We start from the raw sequence: 18,367 nt of genomic DNA, 5'->3' as shown, positions 1-18,367 counted from the left end.
TCAGCTCCCCTGCCGGCGCGGTCGGGAACCCCGGGCCGGCGCCGGACCGGCCGGGCGGGCGGGCGCCTGCTGGTGGGCGGCGTCCCACCGCTCGTAGGCGTCGACGATGTCGCCGACCAGCCGGTGCCGGACCACGTCGGAGCTGGTGAGGTTGGCGAAGTGGACGTCCTCGACGCCGTCGAGGATCTCCCGCACGATCCGGAGCCCGCTCTGCGCGCCGCCCGGGAGGTCGACCTGGGTGACGTCCCCGGTGACCACGATCTTCGAGCCGAATCCCAGTCGCGTGAGGAACATCTTCATCTGTTCCGCGGTGGTGTTCTGCGCCTCGTCGAGGATGACGAACGCGTCGTTCAGCGTGTTGTGGGTGACGAGGAAGTCGTCGGTCACGTACAGGGAGTCCTGCGCGGCGACCTGGATGCAGAGGGTCTCCTGCTCACCCACCGGCTCGATGCTGTCGATGAACCGCATCGGCCGGCCGCCACCAGTGCTCTCGTACACCCGGCGCTTGCGCTCCAGTCGGAAGGGTTGCACCTCCGACGGCAGCCGGATGTCGAGCACGTACGCGTCCTCGCGGTACTCGACGGGGCGACCGTTCACCAGCCCCGGCGGGCGACCCACCGCCTCCCGCAGGCGCGTGTACACGACGCCTCCCAGGGACCGCACGAGGAACGTGACGTCGTCCTTGAGGCCCGGAGAGGTGGTCGTGTACTGGACGCGGCACGTACGCGCACGCTGGGAGACCGGCCCGCCGTCGGAGTCGAGGAGCCCCTGCAGCAGCGCCGTGCGGACGGCGACGGAGTTGTGCAGGTACTGCTCGGGAACGAACTTCGTGGCCGAGGTCGTCCCCGCCAGGTCGAGCCGGCGCAGCGAGGCGGTCACCGGGTTGGCGATCCGCAGCCCGCCGCGGCCACCGTCGACGTGGTGGAGCACGTAGTCGTACCCGCCCTTGTGTCGGACCTCGACGCCCTCCAGTGCTGCCTCCAGGGCGACCGCGAGCTCCGGGTCCGCCGTGGTGAAGGCTGGCGTGGTCGTCGTCGTGAGGCAGCCGTCGCCGAGCAGGAGACCCAGCGCGTACGGGTCCAGAGGCACGACCTGGGGCTCGAACTCCACGGGCGCGACGACCGGCAGCTCGTAGCGCCGGGCTCGCGCCGCACGGAGCTTGCCGATCATCTCCTTCGTCTCCAGCGTCCGGGTGCGGCCCCGGCGCTTGTCCGACGCGGTCCGCACGGTCCACAGGTGTTCGCCACAGGCCAGCGTCCAGGCGCCGTCCTGGGTGGCGACCCGGAACACCTCCTTGCGGCCCTGCGGGTAGACGCCCAGCACCGGCGTCGGCCGGCCGTCGGAGCCGATGACCAGATCGCCGACGCGCAGCGTCCCCATCGGGAGGTAACCGTCGGGGGTCAGGACCTGGGCGTCGTACGGCTGGGCGCGTCCCCTCATGTATGCCAATGGCGCCACTTCAATTGTTCCGGCAGCCATCAATCGTGGAATGGATTCCGGGTCGACCATGTCGTGCAGCGCGTCGTACAGCGGCCGCAGGTAGGGGTCGATCTTCTCCGACAGCGTGCCCGGCAGGTACCCCAGCCGCTCGCCGGCCTCGACCGCCGGGCGGGTCAGGATGATCCGGTTGACCTGCTTGGTCTGCAGCGCCTGCACGGCCTTGGCCATGGCCAGGTAGGTCTTGCCGGTACCGGCCGGGCCGATGCCGAAGACGATGGTGTGCGCGTCGATGGCGTCGACGTAGCGCTTCTGGTTCAGCGTCTTGGGCCGGATGGTGCGGCCCCGGCGGCTGATGATGTCGAGGCTCAGCACGTCGGCCGGGCGCTCGGAACCGCCGCTGCGCAGCATGCCGATGACGCGGCGGACCGAGTCCGGCCGCAGCGCCTGGCCGGTGCCCAGCAGCGCGATGAGCTCGTCGAACACGGCGACGGCGAACGCGTTGTCGGCCGGCTGGCCGGTCACCGAGATCTCGTTGCCGCGGACGTGGACGTCGGCGGCGACCTCGGCCTCGACCAGCCGGAGGAGCTCGTCGCCGGAGCCGAGCAGCCCCACCATCGAGACGCTCTCGGGGACGGCGATGGTGGTGCGGACGGGTGCGGGCGCGCTGCCCGCCAGTGCCGACGTACCCGTGGCGCCGTCCACCGCGGCGGCGGAGGCCGAGGCCTCACGCGACGTGGGGGCTCCCGGCACGGGGACGTTCGGGGAGGAGTCGGGCAAGAACCCTCGACCCTGCCTTCCTGCTGAGGCGATCGGACCGGTCGAGGATACCCGCGCGACGCCCTCCGGAACCGGGCTCGCCCGAACGGGTCAGCGGCCCTCGTAGGTCGCCTTGCCCGGACCGTCGGCGAGGAAGGACGCGACGGCCCCGCGCAGGTCCGCGGTGGCGAACAGCGGCCCGGACAGCTGCGGCATCACCGCGTCGGCCGCCCGCACGCCGTCGCGCAGCGCCGTGCCGACCAGCCGCTTGGTCGCCGCGTGCGCGACCGTCGGGCCGGCGGCCAGCCCGGCGGTGTAGGCGCGGGCGGCCTCGGCGAAGCCCTCGTCGGGCAGCACCCGGTTGACCACGCCCCAGCGCTCGAGCTCGGCGGCCGGGTAGCGCCCGCCGGTGTAGATGAGTTCCTTGGCGCGCGCCGGGCCGGCCCGCTCGGCCAGCCGCTGCGGCCCGCCCATCGACGGGGTCAGGCCGACGACGATCTCGACCAGCCCGAACGAGGCGCGCTCGGCGGCCACCAGCAGGTCGCAGGCCAGCGCCAGCTCGAAGGCAGCGGTCAGGGTCAGCCCGTGCGCGGCGAAGACCGTCGGCACCGGCAGCTCCTCGAGCGTCTGCGCCAGCCGGATGAGCCGGGCCCACAGCGCCGTCCCCCCGCCGGCCGGGTCCGGGCCCTCGGCGATCGCCTGGAAGTGGTGGACGTCGACGCCGGCGGACACGACCCTGCCGCGCGCCTCGAGCAGCACGGCCCGCGCGCGGTCCGGCCGGCCCGGCTCGGTGAGGGCGACCAGCTCGGCCACCGCCGCCTCGTAGCCGGCGAAGACGGTCTCGTCGAACAGGTTCAGCGGCGGGGCGTCCAGGACGACGACGGCGACGCCGCCGTCCCGCTCGACGCGCACGGGGCTCTCGGTCATGCCCCCACCCTGGCAGGCGGGTCGCCCGGCCGCTGCCGCGGTGTGGTGCCCGGTGCCGTGCTGCAGCGCGGCACCCAGGACCGCGACGCGGCACCGGTCACCGGCGGCGGCGCGTCAGCCGGGCGGCCAGCCCAGGGAGCGGCCGCCGAGCACGTGCAGGTGCAGGTGGTCGACCGACTGCCCGGCCTGCGGGCCGGTGTTGGTGACCACGCGGTAGCCCGGCTCGACGCCGTCGCCGGTGACCAGCCCCTCCTGCCGGGCCACGTCGGCGGCGGTGCGCACCACCGCGCCGAGCAGGTCGGGGTCGGCGGCGGCCAGCGCACCGAGGTTGCGGTGGTGGTCCTTGGGGATCACCAGCACGTGCGTCGGGGCCTGCGGGTTGATGTCGCGGAAGGCGAGCGTGCGCTCGGTCTCGGAGACGACGTCGGCCGGGATCTCGCCGGCGACCATGCGGCAGAACAGGCAGTCGCTCACATCCGGAGACCCTAGTGCGGCGGCGCGGCCGGTCGGCGGGCTCAGCCCCAGCGCGTCCTGCTCGACAGCGCGGCCAGGGCGGCGGCGCCGGCCGTCGAGGTGCGCAGCACCTCGGGCCCCAGCCGCACCGGCTCCGCGCCGGCCGCCCGGAAGGCCAGCACCTCGCCGTCGGTGAGCCCGCCCTCGGGCCCGACGACGACGGCGACCGTGCCCTCCGCGGGCACGTCGAGGCCGCTGATCCGGGCCCGCGCCTGCTCGTGCAGCACGATGGCGAGGTCGACCTCGGCGAGCTCGCCGCAGACCTCCCGGGTGCTGGCCAGCTCGGCGACCTCGGGCAGCCGCGGCCGCCGCGACTGCTTGCTCGCCGCGTGGGCCACCGCCCGCCACCGCGCGACCCCCTTCGCGGCCCGGTCCTCCCGCCAGCGGGTGACGCACCGGGACGCCGACCACGGCACGATGCGGTCCACGCCGAGCTCGGTGGCGAGCTCCACGGCCAGCGGACCGCGGTCGCCCTTGGGCAGGGCCTGCACCAGCACCAGCCGGGGCTGCGCCTGCGGCACCTCCAGCCGGGTGTCCACGCGCACGCGCAGTCCCTCGGGACCGGCGGCGGCGACCTCCCCCTCGGCGACCGCGCCCCGGCCGTCGCCGACCCGCACCCGCTCCCCCGGCGCGAGCCGGAGCACGTCCACCGCGTGCCGGCCCTCCGGCCCGGCGACGAGCACCTCGTCGCCGGGCGGCAGCTCCTCCAGCAGGAAGAGCGGGGCGCCGTCGAGCTCGGGCAGGCCCGTTCCGGTGGTGCTCATGCCCTCACTTCAGCACGTCGCGCAGCCGGGAGAACAGCCCGCCCTGCCCTTCCGGGGCAGCTCCGGGCCGGTCCTCCCCGCGCAGCACGGCGAGCTCCCGCAGCAGCTTCTCCTGCTCGGCGTCCAGCCGGGTCGGCGTCTCGACCTCGACGTGCACCATCAGGTTCCCGCGGCCGGTGGCCCGCAGCCGCGGTGCGCCGCGGCCGCGGAGGGTGAGCACCGTGCCGGACTGCGTGCCCGGCCGGATGTCGACGTCCTCCTCGCCGTCCAGCGTGGTCAGCGACAGCGTCGTGCCCAGCGCGGCGGCGGTCATCGGCAGCGTGACGCGGCAGTGCAGGTCCTCGCCGTCGCGGGTGAACACCGGGTGCGGCCGCTCGGAGATCTCGACGTACAGGTCGCCGGCCGGGCCGCCGCCGGGGCCGACCTCGCCGTGGCCGGTCAGCCGGATCCGCATGCCGTCCTCGACGCCCGCGGGCACCTTGACGGTGATGTTGCGCCGCGCCCGCACCCGCCCGTCGCCGCCGCACTTCATGCACGGCTCGGGGATGACCTGGCCGGTCCCCTCGCAGGTGGGGCACACCCGGCTGGAGACGACCTGGCCGAGGAAGGAACGCTGCACGCTCTGCACCTCGCCCCGGCCCGAGCACGTGGTGCAGGTGGTCGGGTGGGTGCCCGGCGCGGTGCCCGCACCCGCGCAGGTGTCGCAGAGGACGGCGGTGTCGACGGTGATGTCCTCGGTCGTGCCGAAGACCGTCTGGTCCAGTTCGAGGTCCAGGCGGATCAGCGCGTCCCCGCCGGCGCGGGTGCGGCTGCGCGGTCCGCGCGCGCCCATCCCGCCGCCGAAGAAGGCGTCCATGATGTCGCCCAGCCCGCCGAAGCCGGCGCCCCCGAACGGGCTGCCGCCCCCGCCCCCGTTGGTGTCGAACGGGTCGCCGCCGAGGTCGACGATGCGGCGCTTCTCCGGGTCGGTCAGCGCCTGGTACGCGCGGCTGACCTCCTGGAAGCGCTCCTTGGCGCCCGGGTCGGGGTTGACGTCCGGGTGGAGGTCGCGCGCGAGCCGGCGGTAGGCCTTCTTGATGTCGCTGTCGGAGGCGCCGCGGGCCAGGCCGAGGACGCCGTAGTAGTCGGTTGCCATGGGAAGGTCTCAGCCTCAGCTCTCGGCCAGCAGCTGGCCGACGTAGCGGGCCACGGCACGGACCGCGGCCATGTTCGTTGGGTAGTCCATCCGGGTCGGGCCGACGATGCCCAGGCCCCCGAGGGCCCGGTCCGCCGAGCCGTACCCGACGGAGACGACGGAGGCACCCGTCAGGCCCTCGTGCGCGTTCTCCTCGCCGATCCGGACGACGACCGCGCCGCCGGTGTCGACCTCGCTGATCAGCTTGAGGACGACGACCTGCTCCTCCAGCGCCTCGAGGATCGGCCGCACCGTGCCGGGCAGGTCCAGCGCGGTGCGGGTCAGGTTCGCCGTCCCCCCGACGACGAGGCGGTCCTCCCCCGGCTCGACCAGCGTCTCGACCAGCGTGGCGCTGAGCGCGGCGACCAGCGGGCGCAGGTGCGGCGGAGCGGACTCGACCAGGTCGGGCACCTTGCTCCCGGCGTCGGTGAGCCGGGCGCCGGTGAAGGCGCCGCCCAGGAGCGAGCGCAGCTCGGCGACGGTGTCGTGGTCGATGTCGACCGGGCACTCGACGACCCGCTGCTCGACCCGGCCGGTGTCGGTGATCAGGACGAGCAGCAGCCGGGAGCCGGCCACCTGGACGACCTCCAGGTGGCGGACGGCGCTGCGCGACAGGGTCGGGTACTGGACGACGGCGACCTGGCGGGTCAGCTGCGCGAGCAGGCGGACCGTGCGGCCCAGCACGTCGTGCAGGTCGACGGCACCGTCGAGGAACCGCTCGATCGCCTTGCGCTCGGCGGCCGACAGCGGCTTGACGGCCGAGAGCCGGTCGACGAAGAGCCGGTACCCCTTGTCGGTCGGCACCCGCCCGGCGCTGGTGTGCGGCTGGGCGATGTAGCCCTGCTCCTCGAGCACCGCCATGTCGTTGCGGATGGTCGCCGGCGAGACGCCGAGGTCGTGCCGCTCGGCGAGGGCCTTGCTGCCCACCGGGTCGTTGGTGGAGACGTAGTCCTGGACGATCGCCCGCAGGACCTGCAGGCGCCGTTCGTCGTGCGCCACGGTGACACCTCCCCGTACCGGTCGACTGCCGTGCGAGAGGGCCGCAGTGCCGCGCCGCACCGCTCCGTCGCACCGTCGGCAGGGGCTGGCACTCGCACGGACGGAGTGCCAGCCCAGCATACGACCGCCGGTCCACCCCGTCGCGCGGCTCGCGGGCGGCGGACCTGTCGACCGCCCGCCCGGCCGGGGCGTCGCGCCGGAGCGGCCGATAGGCTGACCGGTGGTCGATCGAAGGACCCCGTCCTCCTCACGCCTCGCACGCTCGGCGCGAGCCTCGGGACGGGGCCGGACGAAGAGCTCGCTGGACGGAGGTCGGTTCCCTGATCTTCAAAGCGGTGCGCGAGGGCCGTCCCTATCCCGAGCACGGCATGTCGACCAAGGACTGGGCGATGATCCCGCCCCGGCAGATCCGGCTGGACACCCTCGTCACGACCAAGCGCGAGCTGGCCCTCGACGCGCTGCTCGCCGACGACTCGACCTTCTACGGCGACCTCTTCCCGCACGCCGTCCTGTGGCACGGCGAGATGTACCTGGAGGACGGGCTGCACCGTGCGTTGCGGGCGGCGCTGCAGCAGCGCACGGTCATCCACGTGCGGGTGCTCGACCTCGACGCCCTCATGCCGGCCGAGCCGGCCCGCTGAGGGCCCCCTACAGCCAGCCGCGCTCCTCGGCGGCGCGCGCGGCCTCCACCCGGGTCCGCGCCCCGGTCTTGCCGATCGCCGAGGACAGGTAGTTGCGCACGGTCCCCTCGGAGAGGAACAGCCGGCGGGCGATCTCGGCGACCGTCGCGCCGCCCGCCGCCTCGCGCAGGACGTCGGCCTCGCGGGGCGACAGCGGGGTGGCCCCGAGCGCCAGCGCGGCGGCGGCGAGGTCGCGGTCGATGACCCGCTCGCCCGCCACGACCGCGCGGATGGACCGGGCGAGCTCGGCGACCGGGGCGTCCTTCACCAGGAACCCGGCGGCCCCGACCTCCATGGCCCGCCGCAGGAAGCCGGGCCGGCCGAAGGTGGTGAGGACGACGGCGCGGGTGCCGGGCACCTCGGCGGCCAGCAGCCGGGCGGCCTCGATCCCGTCGCAGCCGGGCATCTCGATGTCGAGCAGCGCGACGTCCGGGGCGTGCTCGCGCGCGGCGGGCACCACCTCGTCCCCGCGGCCGACCTCGGCCACGACGCGGATGTCGTCCTCGAGCTCGAGCAGCGCCCGCAGCGCGCCGCGGACCATCGACTGGTCCTCGGCGATGAGCACCCGGATCACGGCACCGGCCTTCCCGGGGTCCGTCACCGCGGGGCCAGGACCGCGCCGGCCGGCACGCGGGCCGCCAGCCGGAACCCGCGGCCGTCCGGGCCGGGACCGGCCTCCAGCCGCCCGCCGAGCGCGGCCAGCCGCTCCTCCAGACCGGACAGGCCCGTCCCCGCCGGGCCGTCGGCGCCGCGGCCGTCGTCGGTCACGGCCAGCGTCGCGACGTCGTCCCCCTCCTCGACGGTGACGGTGACCGAGCGGGCGCCGCTGTGCCGGAGCACGTTGGTGGTGGCCTCGCGCACGACCCAGCCGAGCACGGCGTCCACCGGACCGGGCAGGACCGGGAGGGACGGCGGCGCCGACAGCGTGATGCCGGCGGCCGAGAGCGCGGCGCGGGCCTCGGCCAGCGCGCCGGCGCAGCTGACCTGCCGGTAGCCGCCGACCGCGTCGCGCACGTCGGCCAGTGCCCGCCGGGCGGTCGCCTCGACGTCGGCCATCTCCGCGCGGGCGCGCGCCGGGTCGCGCTCGCTCAGCCGCCCGGCCAGCTCGCTCTTGAGCGCGATGAGCGACAGGCTGTGGCCGAGCAGGTCGTGCAGGTCACGGGCGAAGCGCAGCCGCTCCTCGGCGACGGCGTTGCGCGCGAGCTCCTCCCGCGCCTCGGACAGCTCGGCGTTCAGCGAGACCAGCGTGCGGGTGCCCTGCAGCGCGAACGCGGCGAGCAGGCACATCACCGGGAGGACGAACAGCGAGTCCAGCTCTCCCGCCGCGCCGAGGACGGCGGCGCTGACCCCGGCGCAGGCGAGCACGGCCGGCCACACCCACCGCTGCGGCAGCGCCCCGGCCGACGCGGCGGACACGTAGATCATCAGGCCGGCCCACGACGGGCCGAGCCACACGGCCAGGGCCACGCCGAGGACGGCGACGGCCACGAGGTGGCGCCACGGGACCGGGCGGCGGTCGAAGAACCGGCCGAAGACGACGAGGTAGCAGGCGGTGAAGGCCACCAGGCCGGCCGCGGCGACCGCGCGTACCCACCCGGCCCGGGGCGTGGTGACCAGGTCGGCCAGGGGGAAGAACTGGAACAGCAGCCACGGCAGCGCCCAGCCCAGGCGCCGCAGGTCGCGCCGGCGGTCCATGGACGGCGACGCTAGCGGGACGCGGACGGACACGCCCCCGAGCGTGCGGCGCCCCGCCCGGCGGGCGGTAGTGCGGGACGTCGCCGGTCTCCCCTGACATCCGTCAGGGGAGACCGGTCGGGGTCAGTCCAGCGTCTTGAGGTGGCCCCCGGCGTCGCAGTTGATGAACTGGCCGGTGACGTACCGGGAGGCGTCGGAGGCGAGGAAGAGGACGACCTCGCTGATGTCCTCGGGCTCGACGTAGGGCACCGGCATCTGCTGCAGGGTGTGGAAGGCCGGGATGGCGTCCTCCTGCGTCGGGTTCTCCAGGTCGGGCCGGAAGAGCTTGTAGAGCCCGTCGTTCATCAGCAGGTTCGTGTTGCAGTTGGTCGGGTGAACGCCGTTGACCCGGATCATCTCCTTGGCCACGGCGGCGGCGGTGGCCTGGACGAACGGGACGAGCGAGCGCTTCGCCAGCGTGTAGGCGCTGCCGCTCTCACCGATGCCACCCTTGAGGAGGGCGGCCAGCGAGCCGGTCACGATGACCGAGCCGCCGCGGGGCAGGTGCGGCAGCCCGGCCAGCACCGTGTTGACGACGCCGACCAGGTTGACGTTGAGGACGTCGATGTAGTGCTGGCGGGTCTGCTCCGGGTCGTAGGACGCGATGCCCGCGTTGGCGCAGATGACGTCGACCTTGCCCAGCTCGGCGATGCCCGTCTCGAACGCGGCCTTCATCGCGTTCGGGTCGCGCACGTCGGCGATCACCTTGACGGCGCGCCGGTCGAGGGCCTCGACGTCCTTGACCGTCTGGTCCAGCTCCGCCTCGGTGCCCATGGGGTAGCCGACCGTGTCGTAGTCCTGGCACAGGTCCACGGCGATGATGTCCGCGCCCTCCTGCGCGAGCCGCCGCGCGTGGCTGCGCCCCTGGCCGTGCGCCGCGCCCGTGATGAAGGCGACCTTGCCCTCGACCCGTCCTGCCATCGTCTGGTCCTCCGACCTGCCGGTGGGCGGGGCGCGCGCCCCGCCGGAACGCCTCGTCGCGTCCGGAGGCCGGACGGTAGTGACCGCCGGGACCGGTGGACGGCGCGCAGCGGCGCCGCGGTCAGTCGGCGAGGTCGCGGACGACGGCGTCGGCGAGCAGCCGGCCCCGGTCGGTGAGCACCGCGCGCCCGGCCTCGTGCGCGGCCGGCTCGAGCAGGCCGCGCGCCACGGCGCCGGCGGCGCGCAGCCGGCCGGCGGGCGACAACCGGGTCAGCGGCAGCCCGTCGCGCAGCCGCAAACCCAGCATCACCGCCTCCAGCGCGCGATCGGAGTCGTCGAGCAGCTCCGAGCCGGCCGCCGGGCTCTCCCCGGCCGCCACCCGCGCGGCGTGCGCGGCGGGGTGCTTGACGTTCCACCAGCGCAGCCCGCCGACGTGGCTGTGGGCGCCCGGGCCGACGCCCCACCAGTTGGCGCCTGCCCAGTAGAGCTCGTTGTGCCTGCAGCGGGCGAGCGGACCGCGCGCCCAGTTGGAGACCTCGTACCAGTCCAGGCCGGCCCGGCCGAGGGCTGCGTCGGCCTGCACGTAGCGGTCGGCGAGGACGTCGTCGTCGGGCATCGGCAGCTCGCCGCGGGCGATCCGCCGGGCGAGCCGGGTGCCCTCCTCCACGATGAGGGCGTAGGCGCTGACGTGGTCGACCGGAGCGGCGAGCACGACGTCGAGGGAGGCGGCCCAGTCGGCGTCGGTCTCCCCGGGCGTGCCGTAGATGAGGTCGAGGTTCACGTGCTCGAAGCCCGCGGCGCGCGCCTCGTGCGCTGCCTCCGCGGCGCGCCCCGGGGTGTGCCGGCGGTCCAGCACGGCGAGCACGTGCTCGGCGGCCGACTGCATGCCCAGGCTGATCCGGGTGAACCCGCCCTCCCGCAGCGTCGCCAGCGACGCCGGGGTCACCGACTCCGGGTTGGCCTCCGTGGTCACCTCCACGTCGGCGGCCACCGGGAACAGCTCCCGCACCGCGGCGAGGACGGCGACCAGGTCGCCGGCCGGCAGCAGCGTGGGGGTGCCGCCGCCGACGAAGACGGTGGACACCTGCGGGCGGTCGGGGCCGAGCACCTCGGCCGCCCGGCGCAGCTCGGCGACGACCGTGCCGGCGTAGTCGGCCCGGCTCGCCCCGGGTCCGAGCTCGTCGGAGGTGTAGGTGTTGAAGTCGCAGTAGCCGCAGCGGGTGGCGCAGAACGGCACGTGCACGTAGAGCCCGAACGGCGTCGTCGCCAGGCCCTCGCGCGCCGGCGCGGGCAGCTCGAACGGCGCGGCCGGCGGGGCGGGCAGGAGGGGCAGGGCGGCGTCCATCTGCACCCAGTGTGCCGCGCCGCGGGCCGGTGCCCGGCAGGATCGGGCTGTGACCCCCGACCCGGTGCTGCAGGTGTCCGTCGACCGAGGGGTGGCCCGGCTGACGCTGGACTCCCCCGCCAACCGCAACGCGCTCTCCCGGGCGATGCTGGCGCAGCTGCGCGCGGCGGTCGACGAGGCGCTCGCCGACGACGAGGTGCGGGTCCTGGTGCTCGACCACACCGGGCGGGTCTTCTGCTCGGGGATGGACCTGTCCGAAGCCGCCGGCGCCGGGGCCGGGGACCAGGGGGTGCTGGCGTTCCCGGACCTGCTCACCGCGCTGTGGCACGCGCCCAAGCCGGTGCTCGCCGCGGTGCGCGGTCCGGCCCGGGCCGGGGGGATCGGGCTGATGGCGGCCTGCGACGTCGTCGTCGCGGGGGCGTCGGCGACGTTCGCGATCAGCGAGGTGCGCGTCGGGCTGGTGCCCGCGGTGATCTCCGCGGTGCTGCTGCCGCGGATGGTGCCGCACCTGGCGCACCGGCTGGCGCTGACCGGCGAGGTCTTCGGCCCGGACCTCGCCGCCGCCGCCGGCCTGGTCGACCTCGCCGTCGGCGACGACGAGGTCGACGCGACCGTCGACGCCCAGGTCGCGGCGCTGGCCGCGGGGGCACCGGGAGCGCTGGCGGAGACCAAGCGGCTGCTGCGCTCCGGGGGGCTGCGCGGCTCGTTCGCCGAGCTGCAGGAGATCTCGGCCCGCCGGTTCGCCGGCGAGGAGGGGCAGGAGGGCATCGCGGCGTTCCGGGAGAAGCGCCCGCCCCGCTGGGTGCCCTGACGCCTTGACCGCACCGGCGGGTACGCGGACGCTCCCCGGCGTGACCGTTCCCGAGGACCCGCGCGCCCGGTTCCGCTCCCTGCCCGAGCCGGTGGGTCCGGAGGACACCGTCGAGTCGCTGGACACCTCGGTGCTGCCGGGTCCGGACGACGATCCCGAGCACGACCGGATGCTGCGCACCTCCGCCGGCTGACCGGCGGCTACCGCAGCCGGCGGGTGGCGTCGGGCAGCCGCTCGGTGACCCCGCGCGCGTCCAGCCACTCCATGAGCGGGACGGCGACCCGGCGGCTGGTCCCCCAGGCGCCGCGGGCCTGGCTCACCGTGAACGGGGCCGGGAGGCCGGCCAGCCGCCGCCGGGCCTCCTCCTCGACGCCCGGGGCGAGGACGACACCCTCGGCGATCCGCACGAGCTGGCCCGCGCGGACCGCGGCGGCCAGCTCCCTGGGCCCTAGCCGCGCCGCGGCCAGCTGCTCGGTGTCGGGGGCGGCGAAGGGGTCCTCGGCCAGCCGGGCGCGCACCGCGTCGACCGCCCGTTGCACGGCCGGCGGCAGGTCCGCCGCGGCGGCCGCGACCCGACCGTCGCGCAGCGCCAGCGGCGGGCGGACGACGGCCCGGACCAGCTCGTCACCCGGCAGGTCCAGCTCCCGGCGGACGACGGCGACCGGCGGGCCGGCCTCCAGCGGGTGCGCCGACCGGTGGGCGGCGACCAGCCCGGGCAGGGCGGCGGCCAGCTCGTCGAGCAGGCCCGGGGCCACCAGCCACGGCCCGACCCGGTCCGCGCCGGGCGGCACGGGCCAGCCCATGGCGGACCAGTCGGCGGCCGGATGCACCCGCCGCCGCGCGAGGTCGGCGGCGGCACCTGCGGGCCCGGGCGGCTGGGCGGCGAGCTCGGCCGCCCGCTGCCGCGCCGCGCCGCGGCGGCGCAGCGGCGGTGGGGCGACGTCGCGGACGTCGGCACCGAGCACCCGCCGGGCGCCCGGGTCGCGCAGCAGCACGCGGTCGCCGACCCGCAGCGGCAGCGGCGCCGACAGCCGCAGCCGCACCGCCGTCCCGTCGAGGATGCGTACCCGGGCGGTGACGGCGGCCGACCCGACGTGCACGACGAGCTCGGCCGGCAGGCGGTCCTGCGCCCCGGCGGCGAGCGAGACGTCGAGCAGGTCGGTGGACAGGAACGCGCCGGGGGTCAGGAGCGCATCGCCGCGGGCGAGGTCCTCCACCGCGACGCCGCGCAGGTTGAGCGCGACCCGCGCGGTCGCTCCCGCCCGCCGCACCGGCTCGCCCAGGGACTGCAGGCCGCGCACGGTCACCTCCCGGTCGCCCAGGAGCAGGCGGTCCCCGGCGGCGACGTTCCCGGCGGCGAGGGTGCCGGTGACGACGGTCCCCGCGCCGCGGATCGGGAACGCCCGGTCGACCCACAGCCGCACCGACGCCGCCGGGTCCGGCGCGGGGAGGCCGTCCAGCAGCGACTCGAGCGCGGCGGCGAGCTCGGGGACCCCGGAGCCGGTGACCCCGCTGACCGCGACCCCGGGAACGGCGCCCATCGACGTGCCGGCCAGGCGCTCGCCGGCGTCGGCCAGCACCGGCGCGGGGTCGGCGACGTCGGCCTTGGTCACCGCGAGCAGGGCGTGCCGCACGCCGAGCGCGTCGAGCACGGCTACGTGCTCGGCGGTCTGCGCCGACCAGCCGTCGTCGGCGGCGACGACCACGAGCGCCGCCGGCACCGAGCCGACGCCGGCGAGCATGTTGCCGACGAACCGCTCGTGGCCCGGGACGTCGACCACCGCCACCCGCCGACCCGAGGGCAGCGTCGTCCAGGCGAAGCCGAGGTCGATGGTCAGCCCGCGGCGGCGCTCCTCGGCCCAGCGGTCGGGCTCCATCCCGGTGAGGGCCCGGACCAGCGTGGACTTGCCGTGGTCGACGTGGCCCGCGGTGGCGATCACGTCCATCCGCGCGTCCGCACCGGTCACCGCGCGGCCGCCTCGAGGACCGCGGCTCCCAGCGCGTCGTCGTCCTCCGGGAGCACGCTGCGCAGGTCCAGCAGGGTGCGACCGCCCTCGACGTACCCGACGACCGGGAGCGCGCCCGCGCGCAGCGGCCCGGCCATCGCCTCGGGCAGCGAGACGGCGGCGCTGGGCAGCGGGTGCTCGGGCGCCCCTCCCCCGCCGACGCGGGCCGCGCTGTCCACGGCCACGGCGTCGAGGCCGGCGGCGACCAGCCGCCCGGCCAGCGCCCCGGCGCGGGCGCGCAGCCCGGCGGCGTCGGCGGCGAGCATCCGGCGGACCGGCGGCAGCGGGCCGCGCAGGGTCGCCTCCAGCGCGGCGAGGGTCGTCTTGTCGACCCGCAGCGCGCGGTACAGCGGATGGCGGCGCACCCGCTGGACCAGGTCGGCCCGGCCGAGGACGAGACCGGCCTGCGGGCCGCCGAGCAGCTTGTCGCCGGAGGCCAGCACGAGGTCGGCGCCGTCGGCGAGAGCGGTCTGCAGGTCCGGCTCGTCGGGCAGCACCGGGTCCGGGCCGAGCAGGCCGGAGCCGACGTCGGCGACCAGCGGGACGCCGCTGCCGCGCAGGGCCACGGCGAGCTCGTGCACCGGCACGGAGCGCGTGAAGCCACGGACGACGAAGTTCGACGGGTGCACCTTGAGCACCGCGCCGGTCTCGTCGTGCAGGGCGTCGCGGTAGTCGTCGGCGGTCACCCGGTTCGTCGTCCCCACCTCGCGCAGCCGGGCGCCGGTGGACTCCAGCAGCTCGGGGATGCGGAAGCCGTCGCCGATCTCGACCAGCTCCCCGCGGGCGATGACCAGCTCGCGGCCACGGCCGAGCGCGGTGGCGACCAGCGCCAGCGCCGCCGCGCAGTTGTTGACCACCAGCGCCGCCTCCGCGGCGGGGACGGCCGCCCGCAGGACCGCGAGGGCGGCCTCGCCCCGGGGTCCGCGCCGGCCGGTGGCGAGGTCGAGCTCGACGTCGGTGGTGCCGCCGGCGGCCGCGACCGCCGCGAGGGCCGCGGCCGACAGCGGGGCGCGCCCGAGGTTGGTGTGCACCAGCACGCCGGTGGCGTTGAGCACCGGGCGCAGGCTCGCCGCGGTGGCCGGCAGGGCGGCGAGGACGGCCGGAACCGCGGCGGCGGGGGCCACCTCGCCGGAGCGGATGCGCGCCTGGACGCCGCGCACCGCGTCCTTCACCAGGTCGCGGCCCAGGCGCTCGATCGCGGGCGCGAGTCGCCCGTCGGCGAGCAGCGTGTCGGTGCGCGGGACCTGTCGCCGCGGGTCGGCACTCATCGACCGCGGAGTGTAGGCGCCGGACGGGGGACGGCCCGGCGCGGGGACGGTTGGCGGAGGCGGACGGGAATCGAACCCGCCTGACCGAGGTGCTCGGCCACGTCGGCTTTAGAGGCCGCGGGGGCCACCAGGCGCCCTGACGCCTCCGGGAACCACACTACTTGCCAACACCGGCTCCGGCGTGTCGTCGGCGTGTCGCAGAAAGTCACGCGCGCGCCCGGCGTCGCTCCCGAGGAACTGTCGGTGGCCGGTGTCAGCATCCCTCCCGTGAGCCGCCGCACACAGTCACGCCACGCCGCCACGCTGCCGCCGGTGACCCTCGCCCCCGAGGAGGCCGCCGCCGTCGCCGTCGCGCTGTCCGCCCAGCCCGACGGGCCCTACGCCGAGGCCGGGCGCGCGGCGCTGGAGAAGGTGTTCGCCGTCCTGGAGCCCGATCCGCAGCGCCGGGCGCAGCTGCTCGCCACCAGCCTGTGGGTCGGCGCGGAGGCCGGGCACTCCGCCGAGCTGCGGGCGTCGGTCGAGCGGGCCGTGACCCAGCGCCGCGTCCTCGTGCTGCGCTACCGCGACGGGAGGGGCCGGGCGACCCGGCGCGAGGTCGAGCCGCAGCTGCTCACCCGCGGCGCCGACCACTGGTACCTCGTGGCCTGGTGCCGCGAGCGGCAGGCTCCCCGCTGGTTCCGCGAGGACCGCATCGAGTCGGTGGAGTCGACCGGCGAGACCGCGCCGCGCCGCGACCCCGGGCTGTTCGGCGCCCCGTCGACCACGCACCCCGCCGGCCGCGCCCTGGGCCGGGGCGCCCGCGTCCCGGCGGCGCGTCCGCCGGTCGAGTCGCAGCCGCCCCGGCTCACCGTCCTGCAGGGCGGCCGCGAGGGCTGACCGCCGCACCGCGCCGGGAGCCGGGCACCCGCCTACGTTGAGGCGGTGACCACCGCACCGGCCCGGATCCGACTCACCCAGTACGCGCACGGCGGCGGCTGCGCCTGCAAGATCCCGCCGGGAGAGCTGGAGCAGGTGGTCGCCGGGCTGGCGCTGGGTGGCCCGGCCTCCCCGGCCGCAGAGCTCGTGGTGGGACTGGACGACGGGGACGACGCGGCGGTCGTCCGCATCGCCGGGGGCCAGGGGATCGTGCTGACGACCGACTTCTTCACCCCCGTGGTCGACGACGCGCACACCTTCGGCCGGATCGCCGCGGCCAACGCGCTGTCCGACGTGTACGCGATGGGCGGCACCCCGGTCGTGGCGGTCAACCTGCTGGGCTGGCCACGCGACGTGCTGCCGGCCGAGCTCGCCGCCGAGGTACTGCGCGGCGGGCTGGAGGTGGCCCAGGAGGCCGGCTGCCACGTGGGCGGCGGGCACTCGATCGACGACCCGGAGCCCAAGTACGGCATGGCGGTCACCGGCGTGGTGGACGTGGACTCGATCATCGCCAACTCCGCCGCCGTCGCCGGGACGCCGCTGTCGCTGACCAAGCCGCTGGGTGTCGGCGTGCTCAACAGCCGGATGAAGGCCACCGGCGAGGTGTCGGAGGAGGCGGTGGCCTCGATGACCACGCTCAACCGGGACGCCGGCCGCGCCGCGGTCGCCGCCGGCATCCGGGCCGGCACCGACGTCACCGGCTTCGGCCTGCTCGGTCACCTGTACAAGATGGCGCGGGCCAGCGGGGTCACCGCCGTGGTCGACGCCGCCGCCGTCCCGTACCTGGCCGGGGCCCGCGAGGCCCTGTCGGCCGGCTTCGTCTCCGGTGGGACGCGCCGCAACCTGGACTGGGTGCGCCCGCACGCCGACCTGTCCGGGGTGCCGGAGGACGAGGCGCTGCTGCTCGCCGACGCGCAGACCTCGGGCGGGCTGCTGCTGGGCGGCGAGGTGCCCGGCGCGCCGGTGATCGGTGAGTTCGTGCCCCGCGGGGAGCACGTGGTCGTCGTCCGAGCGTGACCCGGCGCCCGTCCCCCGGCGAGATCTGCACACTCGTCACCATCAGCGGCTGATGCCGGCGAGTGTGCAGATCTCGCCGAGAGGGGTCCCGGCTGGTCGGCTAGCGTCCGGGACCATGCTGGCTGCCTTCGTCTCGACCCCGTCCCCGGAGGACCCGCTCTCCGTCCTGGAGATCGGCGACCGCCCCGAGCCGCAGGCCCCCGAGGGCTGGACGACGGTCCAGGTGAAGGCCGTCTCGCTGAACCACCACGACCTGTTCAGCCTGCGCGGCGTCGGCCTGCCGCAGGAGCGGATGCCGATGATCCTGGGCACCGACGCCGCGGGTCTGGACGAGGACGGCAACGAGGTGGTGGTGCACGGCGTCGTCGTCGGCACCCCGGGCTGGACCGGTGACGAGACCCTCGATCCCAAGCGCACGCTCTTCTCCGAGCTGCACCAGGGCACCATGGCCGAGCGGGTCGTCGTCCCCCGCCGCAACGTGCTGCCCAAGCCGGCCGAGCTGTCGTTCGCCGAGGCTGCCTGCCTGCCGACGGCGTGGCTGACCGCCTACCGGATGCTCTTCGTGAAGTCCGGCCTGCGGCCCGGGCAGACCGTGCTCGTGCAGGGTGCCAGCGGCGGCGTGGCGACCGCGCTCGTCGTGCTCGGCAGGGCGGCGGGGCTCCGGGTGTGGGTGACCGGCCGCAGCGAGGACAAGCGCGCGGCCGCGCTCGCACTCGGCGCCGACCAGGCCTTCGAGTCCGGCGCCCGGCTGCCCGAGCGGGTGGACGGCGTGATGGAGACCGTGGGCGAGGCCACCTGGTCGCACAGCGTCAAGTCGCTCAAGCCCGGCGGCGTCATCGTCACCTCGGGCGCGACCACCGGCTTCAACCCCGGCGCCGAGCTCAACCGGGTGTTCTTCACCCAGCTGTCGGTGATCGGCTCGACGATGGGCACCCGGGACGAACTGGCCGACCTCGTCAGCCTGTGCCGGACCTCCGGCATCCGGCCGCAGATCGACGTCGAGCTGCCCCTGACCGAGGCCCGCGAGGGCTTCGCCCGCATGCTCGAGGGCCGTACCAACGGGAAGATCGTCTTCACGCTCTGACGACGGGCCGGGC

Annotated in this window: 18 protein-coding genes and 1 tRNA gene; 6 read left to right on the top strand and 13 right to left on the bottom strand. The window is 76.1% G+C overall.

Annotated elements, in window-relative coordinates:
- The 6 genes from ACK586_RS25595 to hrcA all read right to left on the bottom strand — a co-directional run bounded on the left by ACK586_RS25595 (position 1) and on the right by hrcA (position 6,573).
- Positions 1–2,142 (bottom strand): PhoH family protein, encoded by a 2,142-nt coding sequence (locus ACK586_RS25595; protein WP_425330364.1) that lies wholly within the window; start codon positions 2,140–2,142, stop codon positions 1–3.
- 165 nt (positions 2,143–2,307) lie between these two features.
- Positions 2,308–3,123 (bottom strand): enoyl-CoA hydratase/isomerase family protein, encoded by an 816-nt coding sequence (locus tag ACK586_RS03180; RefSeq protein ID WP_409328998.1) that lies wholly within the window; start codon positions 3,121–3,123, stop codon positions 2,308–2,310.
- 114 nt (positions 3,124–3,237) lie between these two features.
- Complete coding sequence (locus ACK586_RS03175) at positions 3,238–3,597, bottom strand: histidine triad nucleotide-binding protein (protein WP_409328997.1); 360 nt, start codon at positions 3,595–3,597, stop codon at positions 3,238–3,240.
- Positions 3,598–3,638: 41 nt separating this feature from the next.
- Positions 3,639–4,400: a 16S rRNA (uracil(1498)-N(3))-methyltransferase gene (locus ACK586_RS03170; protein WP_409328996.1), complete on the bottom strand. Its 762-nt coding sequence runs from the start codon at positions 4,398–4,400 to the stop codon at positions 3,639–3,641.
- A gap of 4 nt (positions 4,401–4,404) precedes the next feature.
- Complete coding sequence (gene dnaJ, locus ACK586_RS03165; protein ID WP_409328995.1) at positions 4,405–5,535, bottom strand: molecular chaperone DnaJ; 1,131 nt, start codon at positions 5,533–5,535, stop codon at positions 4,405–4,407.
- Between the two features lie 15 nt (positions 5,536–5,550).
- Positions 5,551–6,573: a heat-inducible transcriptional repressor HrcA gene (gene hrcA, locus ACK586_RS03160; RefSeq protein WP_409328994.1), complete on the bottom strand. Its 1,023-nt coding sequence runs from the start codon at positions 6,571–6,573 to the stop codon at positions 5,551–5,553.
- A gap of 227 nt (positions 6,574–6,800) precedes the next feature.
- Between hrcA and ACK586_RS03155 the strand changes: the two genes are divergently transcribed.
- Positions 6,801–7,214 (top strand): type II toxin-antitoxin system VapB family antitoxin, encoded by a 414-nt coding sequence (locus ACK586_RS03155; protein ID WP_425330366.1) that lies wholly within the window; start codon positions 6,801–6,803, stop codon positions 7,212–7,214.
- Positions 7,215–7,221: 7 nt separating this feature from the next.
- On the opposite strand, the gene ACK586_RS03150 is transcribed toward ACK586_RS03155, so the two are convergent.
- The 4 genes from ACK586_RS03150 to hemW all read right to left on the bottom strand — a co-directional run bounded on the left by ACK586_RS03150 (position 7,222) and on the right by hemW (position 11,253).
- Positions 7,222–7,854 carry a response regulator gene (locus tag ACK586_RS03150; protein WP_425330363.1) on the bottom strand — a complete coding sequence of 211 codons (633 nt, stop codon included), beginning with the start codon at positions 7,852–7,854 and terminating at the stop codon, positions 7,222–7,224.
- Positions 7,851–8,948 carry a histidine kinase gene (locus ACK586_RS03145; protein WP_409328993.1) on the bottom strand — a complete coding sequence of 366 codons (1,098 nt, stop codon included), beginning with the start codon at positions 8,946–8,948 and terminating at the stop codon, positions 7,851–7,853. The genes ACK586_RS03150 and ACK586_RS03145 overlap by 4 nt, the downstream gene beginning before the upstream one ends.
- A 123-nt stretch (positions 8,949–9,071) precedes the next feature.
- Positions 9,072–9,908 carry a mycofactocin-coupled SDR family oxidoreductase gene (locus ACK586_RS03140; protein WP_409328992.1) on the bottom strand — a complete coding sequence of 279 codons (837 nt, stop codon included), beginning with the start codon at positions 9,906–9,908 and terminating at the stop codon, positions 9,072–9,074.
- Between the two features lie 121 nt (positions 9,909–10,029).
- Positions 10,030–11,253: a radical SAM family heme chaperone HemW gene (hemW, locus tag ACK586_RS03135; RefSeq protein WP_409328991.1), complete on the bottom strand. Its 1,224-nt coding sequence runs from the start codon at positions 11,251–11,253 to the stop codon at positions 10,030–10,032.
- A gap of 49 nt (positions 11,254–11,302) precedes the next feature.
- On the opposite strand from hemW, the gene ACK586_RS03130 reads away from it, so the two are divergent.
- Together ACK586_RS03130 and ACK586_RS03125 are read left to right on the top strand one after the other, a co-directional pair.
- Positions 11,303–12,064: an enoyl-CoA hydratase-related protein gene (locus ACK586_RS03130; RefSeq protein WP_409328990.1), complete on the top strand. Its 762-nt coding sequence runs from the start codon at positions 11,303–11,305 to the stop codon at positions 12,062–12,064.
- 40 nt (positions 12,065–12,104) lie between these two features.
- A complete protein-coding gene (locus ACK586_RS03125; protein ID WP_409328989.1) occupies positions 12,105–12,257 on the top strand; it encodes a hypothetical protein in 153 nt (50 codons plus the stop codon).
- 7 nt (positions 12,258–12,264) lie between these two features.
- Here ACK586_RS03125 and selB read toward each other — a convergent pair whose 3' ends face one another.
- From selB to ACK586_RS03110, 3 genes are all read right to left on the bottom strand, one after another.
- Positions 12,265–14,031 (bottom strand): selenocysteine-specific translation elongation factor, encoded by a 1,767-nt coding sequence (gene selB / locus ACK586_RS03120; RefSeq protein WP_409328988.1) that lies wholly within the window; start codon positions 14,029–14,031, stop codon positions 12,265–12,267.
- Entirely contained in the window at positions 14,028–15,338 is a 1,311-nt protein-coding gene (gene selA, locus ACK586_RS03115; protein ID WP_409328987.1) for an L-seryl-tRNA(Sec) selenium transferase, read from the bottom strand. The genes selB and selA overlap by 4 nt, the downstream gene beginning before the upstream one ends.
- A gap of 51 nt (positions 15,339–15,389) precedes the next feature.
- Positions 15,390–15,485, bottom strand: a tRNA-OTHER gene (locus ACK586_RS03110).
- Between the two features lie 120 nt (positions 15,486–15,605).
- Here ACK586_RS03110 and ACK586_RS03105 point away from each other — a divergent pair.
- From ACK586_RS03105 to ACK586_RS03095, 3 genes are all read left to right on the top strand, one after another.
- The gene (locus tag ACK586_RS03105) at positions 15,606–16,214 is read left to right on the top strand and encodes a helix-turn-helix transcriptional regulator (RefSeq protein WP_409328986.1); all 609 of its coding nucleotides are present in this window, start codon (positions 15,606–15,608) and stop codon (positions 16,212–16,214) included.
- A gap of 45 nt (positions 16,215–16,259) precedes the next feature.
- Positions 16,260–17,270: a selenide, water dikinase SelD gene (gene selD / locus ACK586_RS03100; protein ID WP_409328985.1), complete on the top strand. Its 1,011-nt coding sequence runs from the start codon at positions 16,260–16,262 to the stop codon at positions 17,268–17,270.
- A 115-nt stretch (positions 17,271–17,385) separates the two neighbouring features.
- Positions 17,386–18,354 (top strand): zinc-binding dehydrogenase, encoded by a 969-nt coding sequence (locus ACK586_RS03095; RefSeq protein WP_409328984.1) that lies wholly within the window; start codon positions 17,386–17,388, stop codon positions 18,352–18,354.
- Positions 18,355–18,367: the final 13 nt, after the last annotated feature.

This window comes from Trujillonella humicola (genome assembly GCF_046233715.1).
GTDB classification, from domain to species: Bacteria; Actinomycetota; Actinomycetes; order Mycobacteriales; family Geodermatophilaceae; genus Trujillonella; species Trujillonella humicola.
The sequence above is the reverse complement of the archived record's forward strand: the minus strand, read 5'-3'. Positions and strand labels throughout refer to the sequence as shown.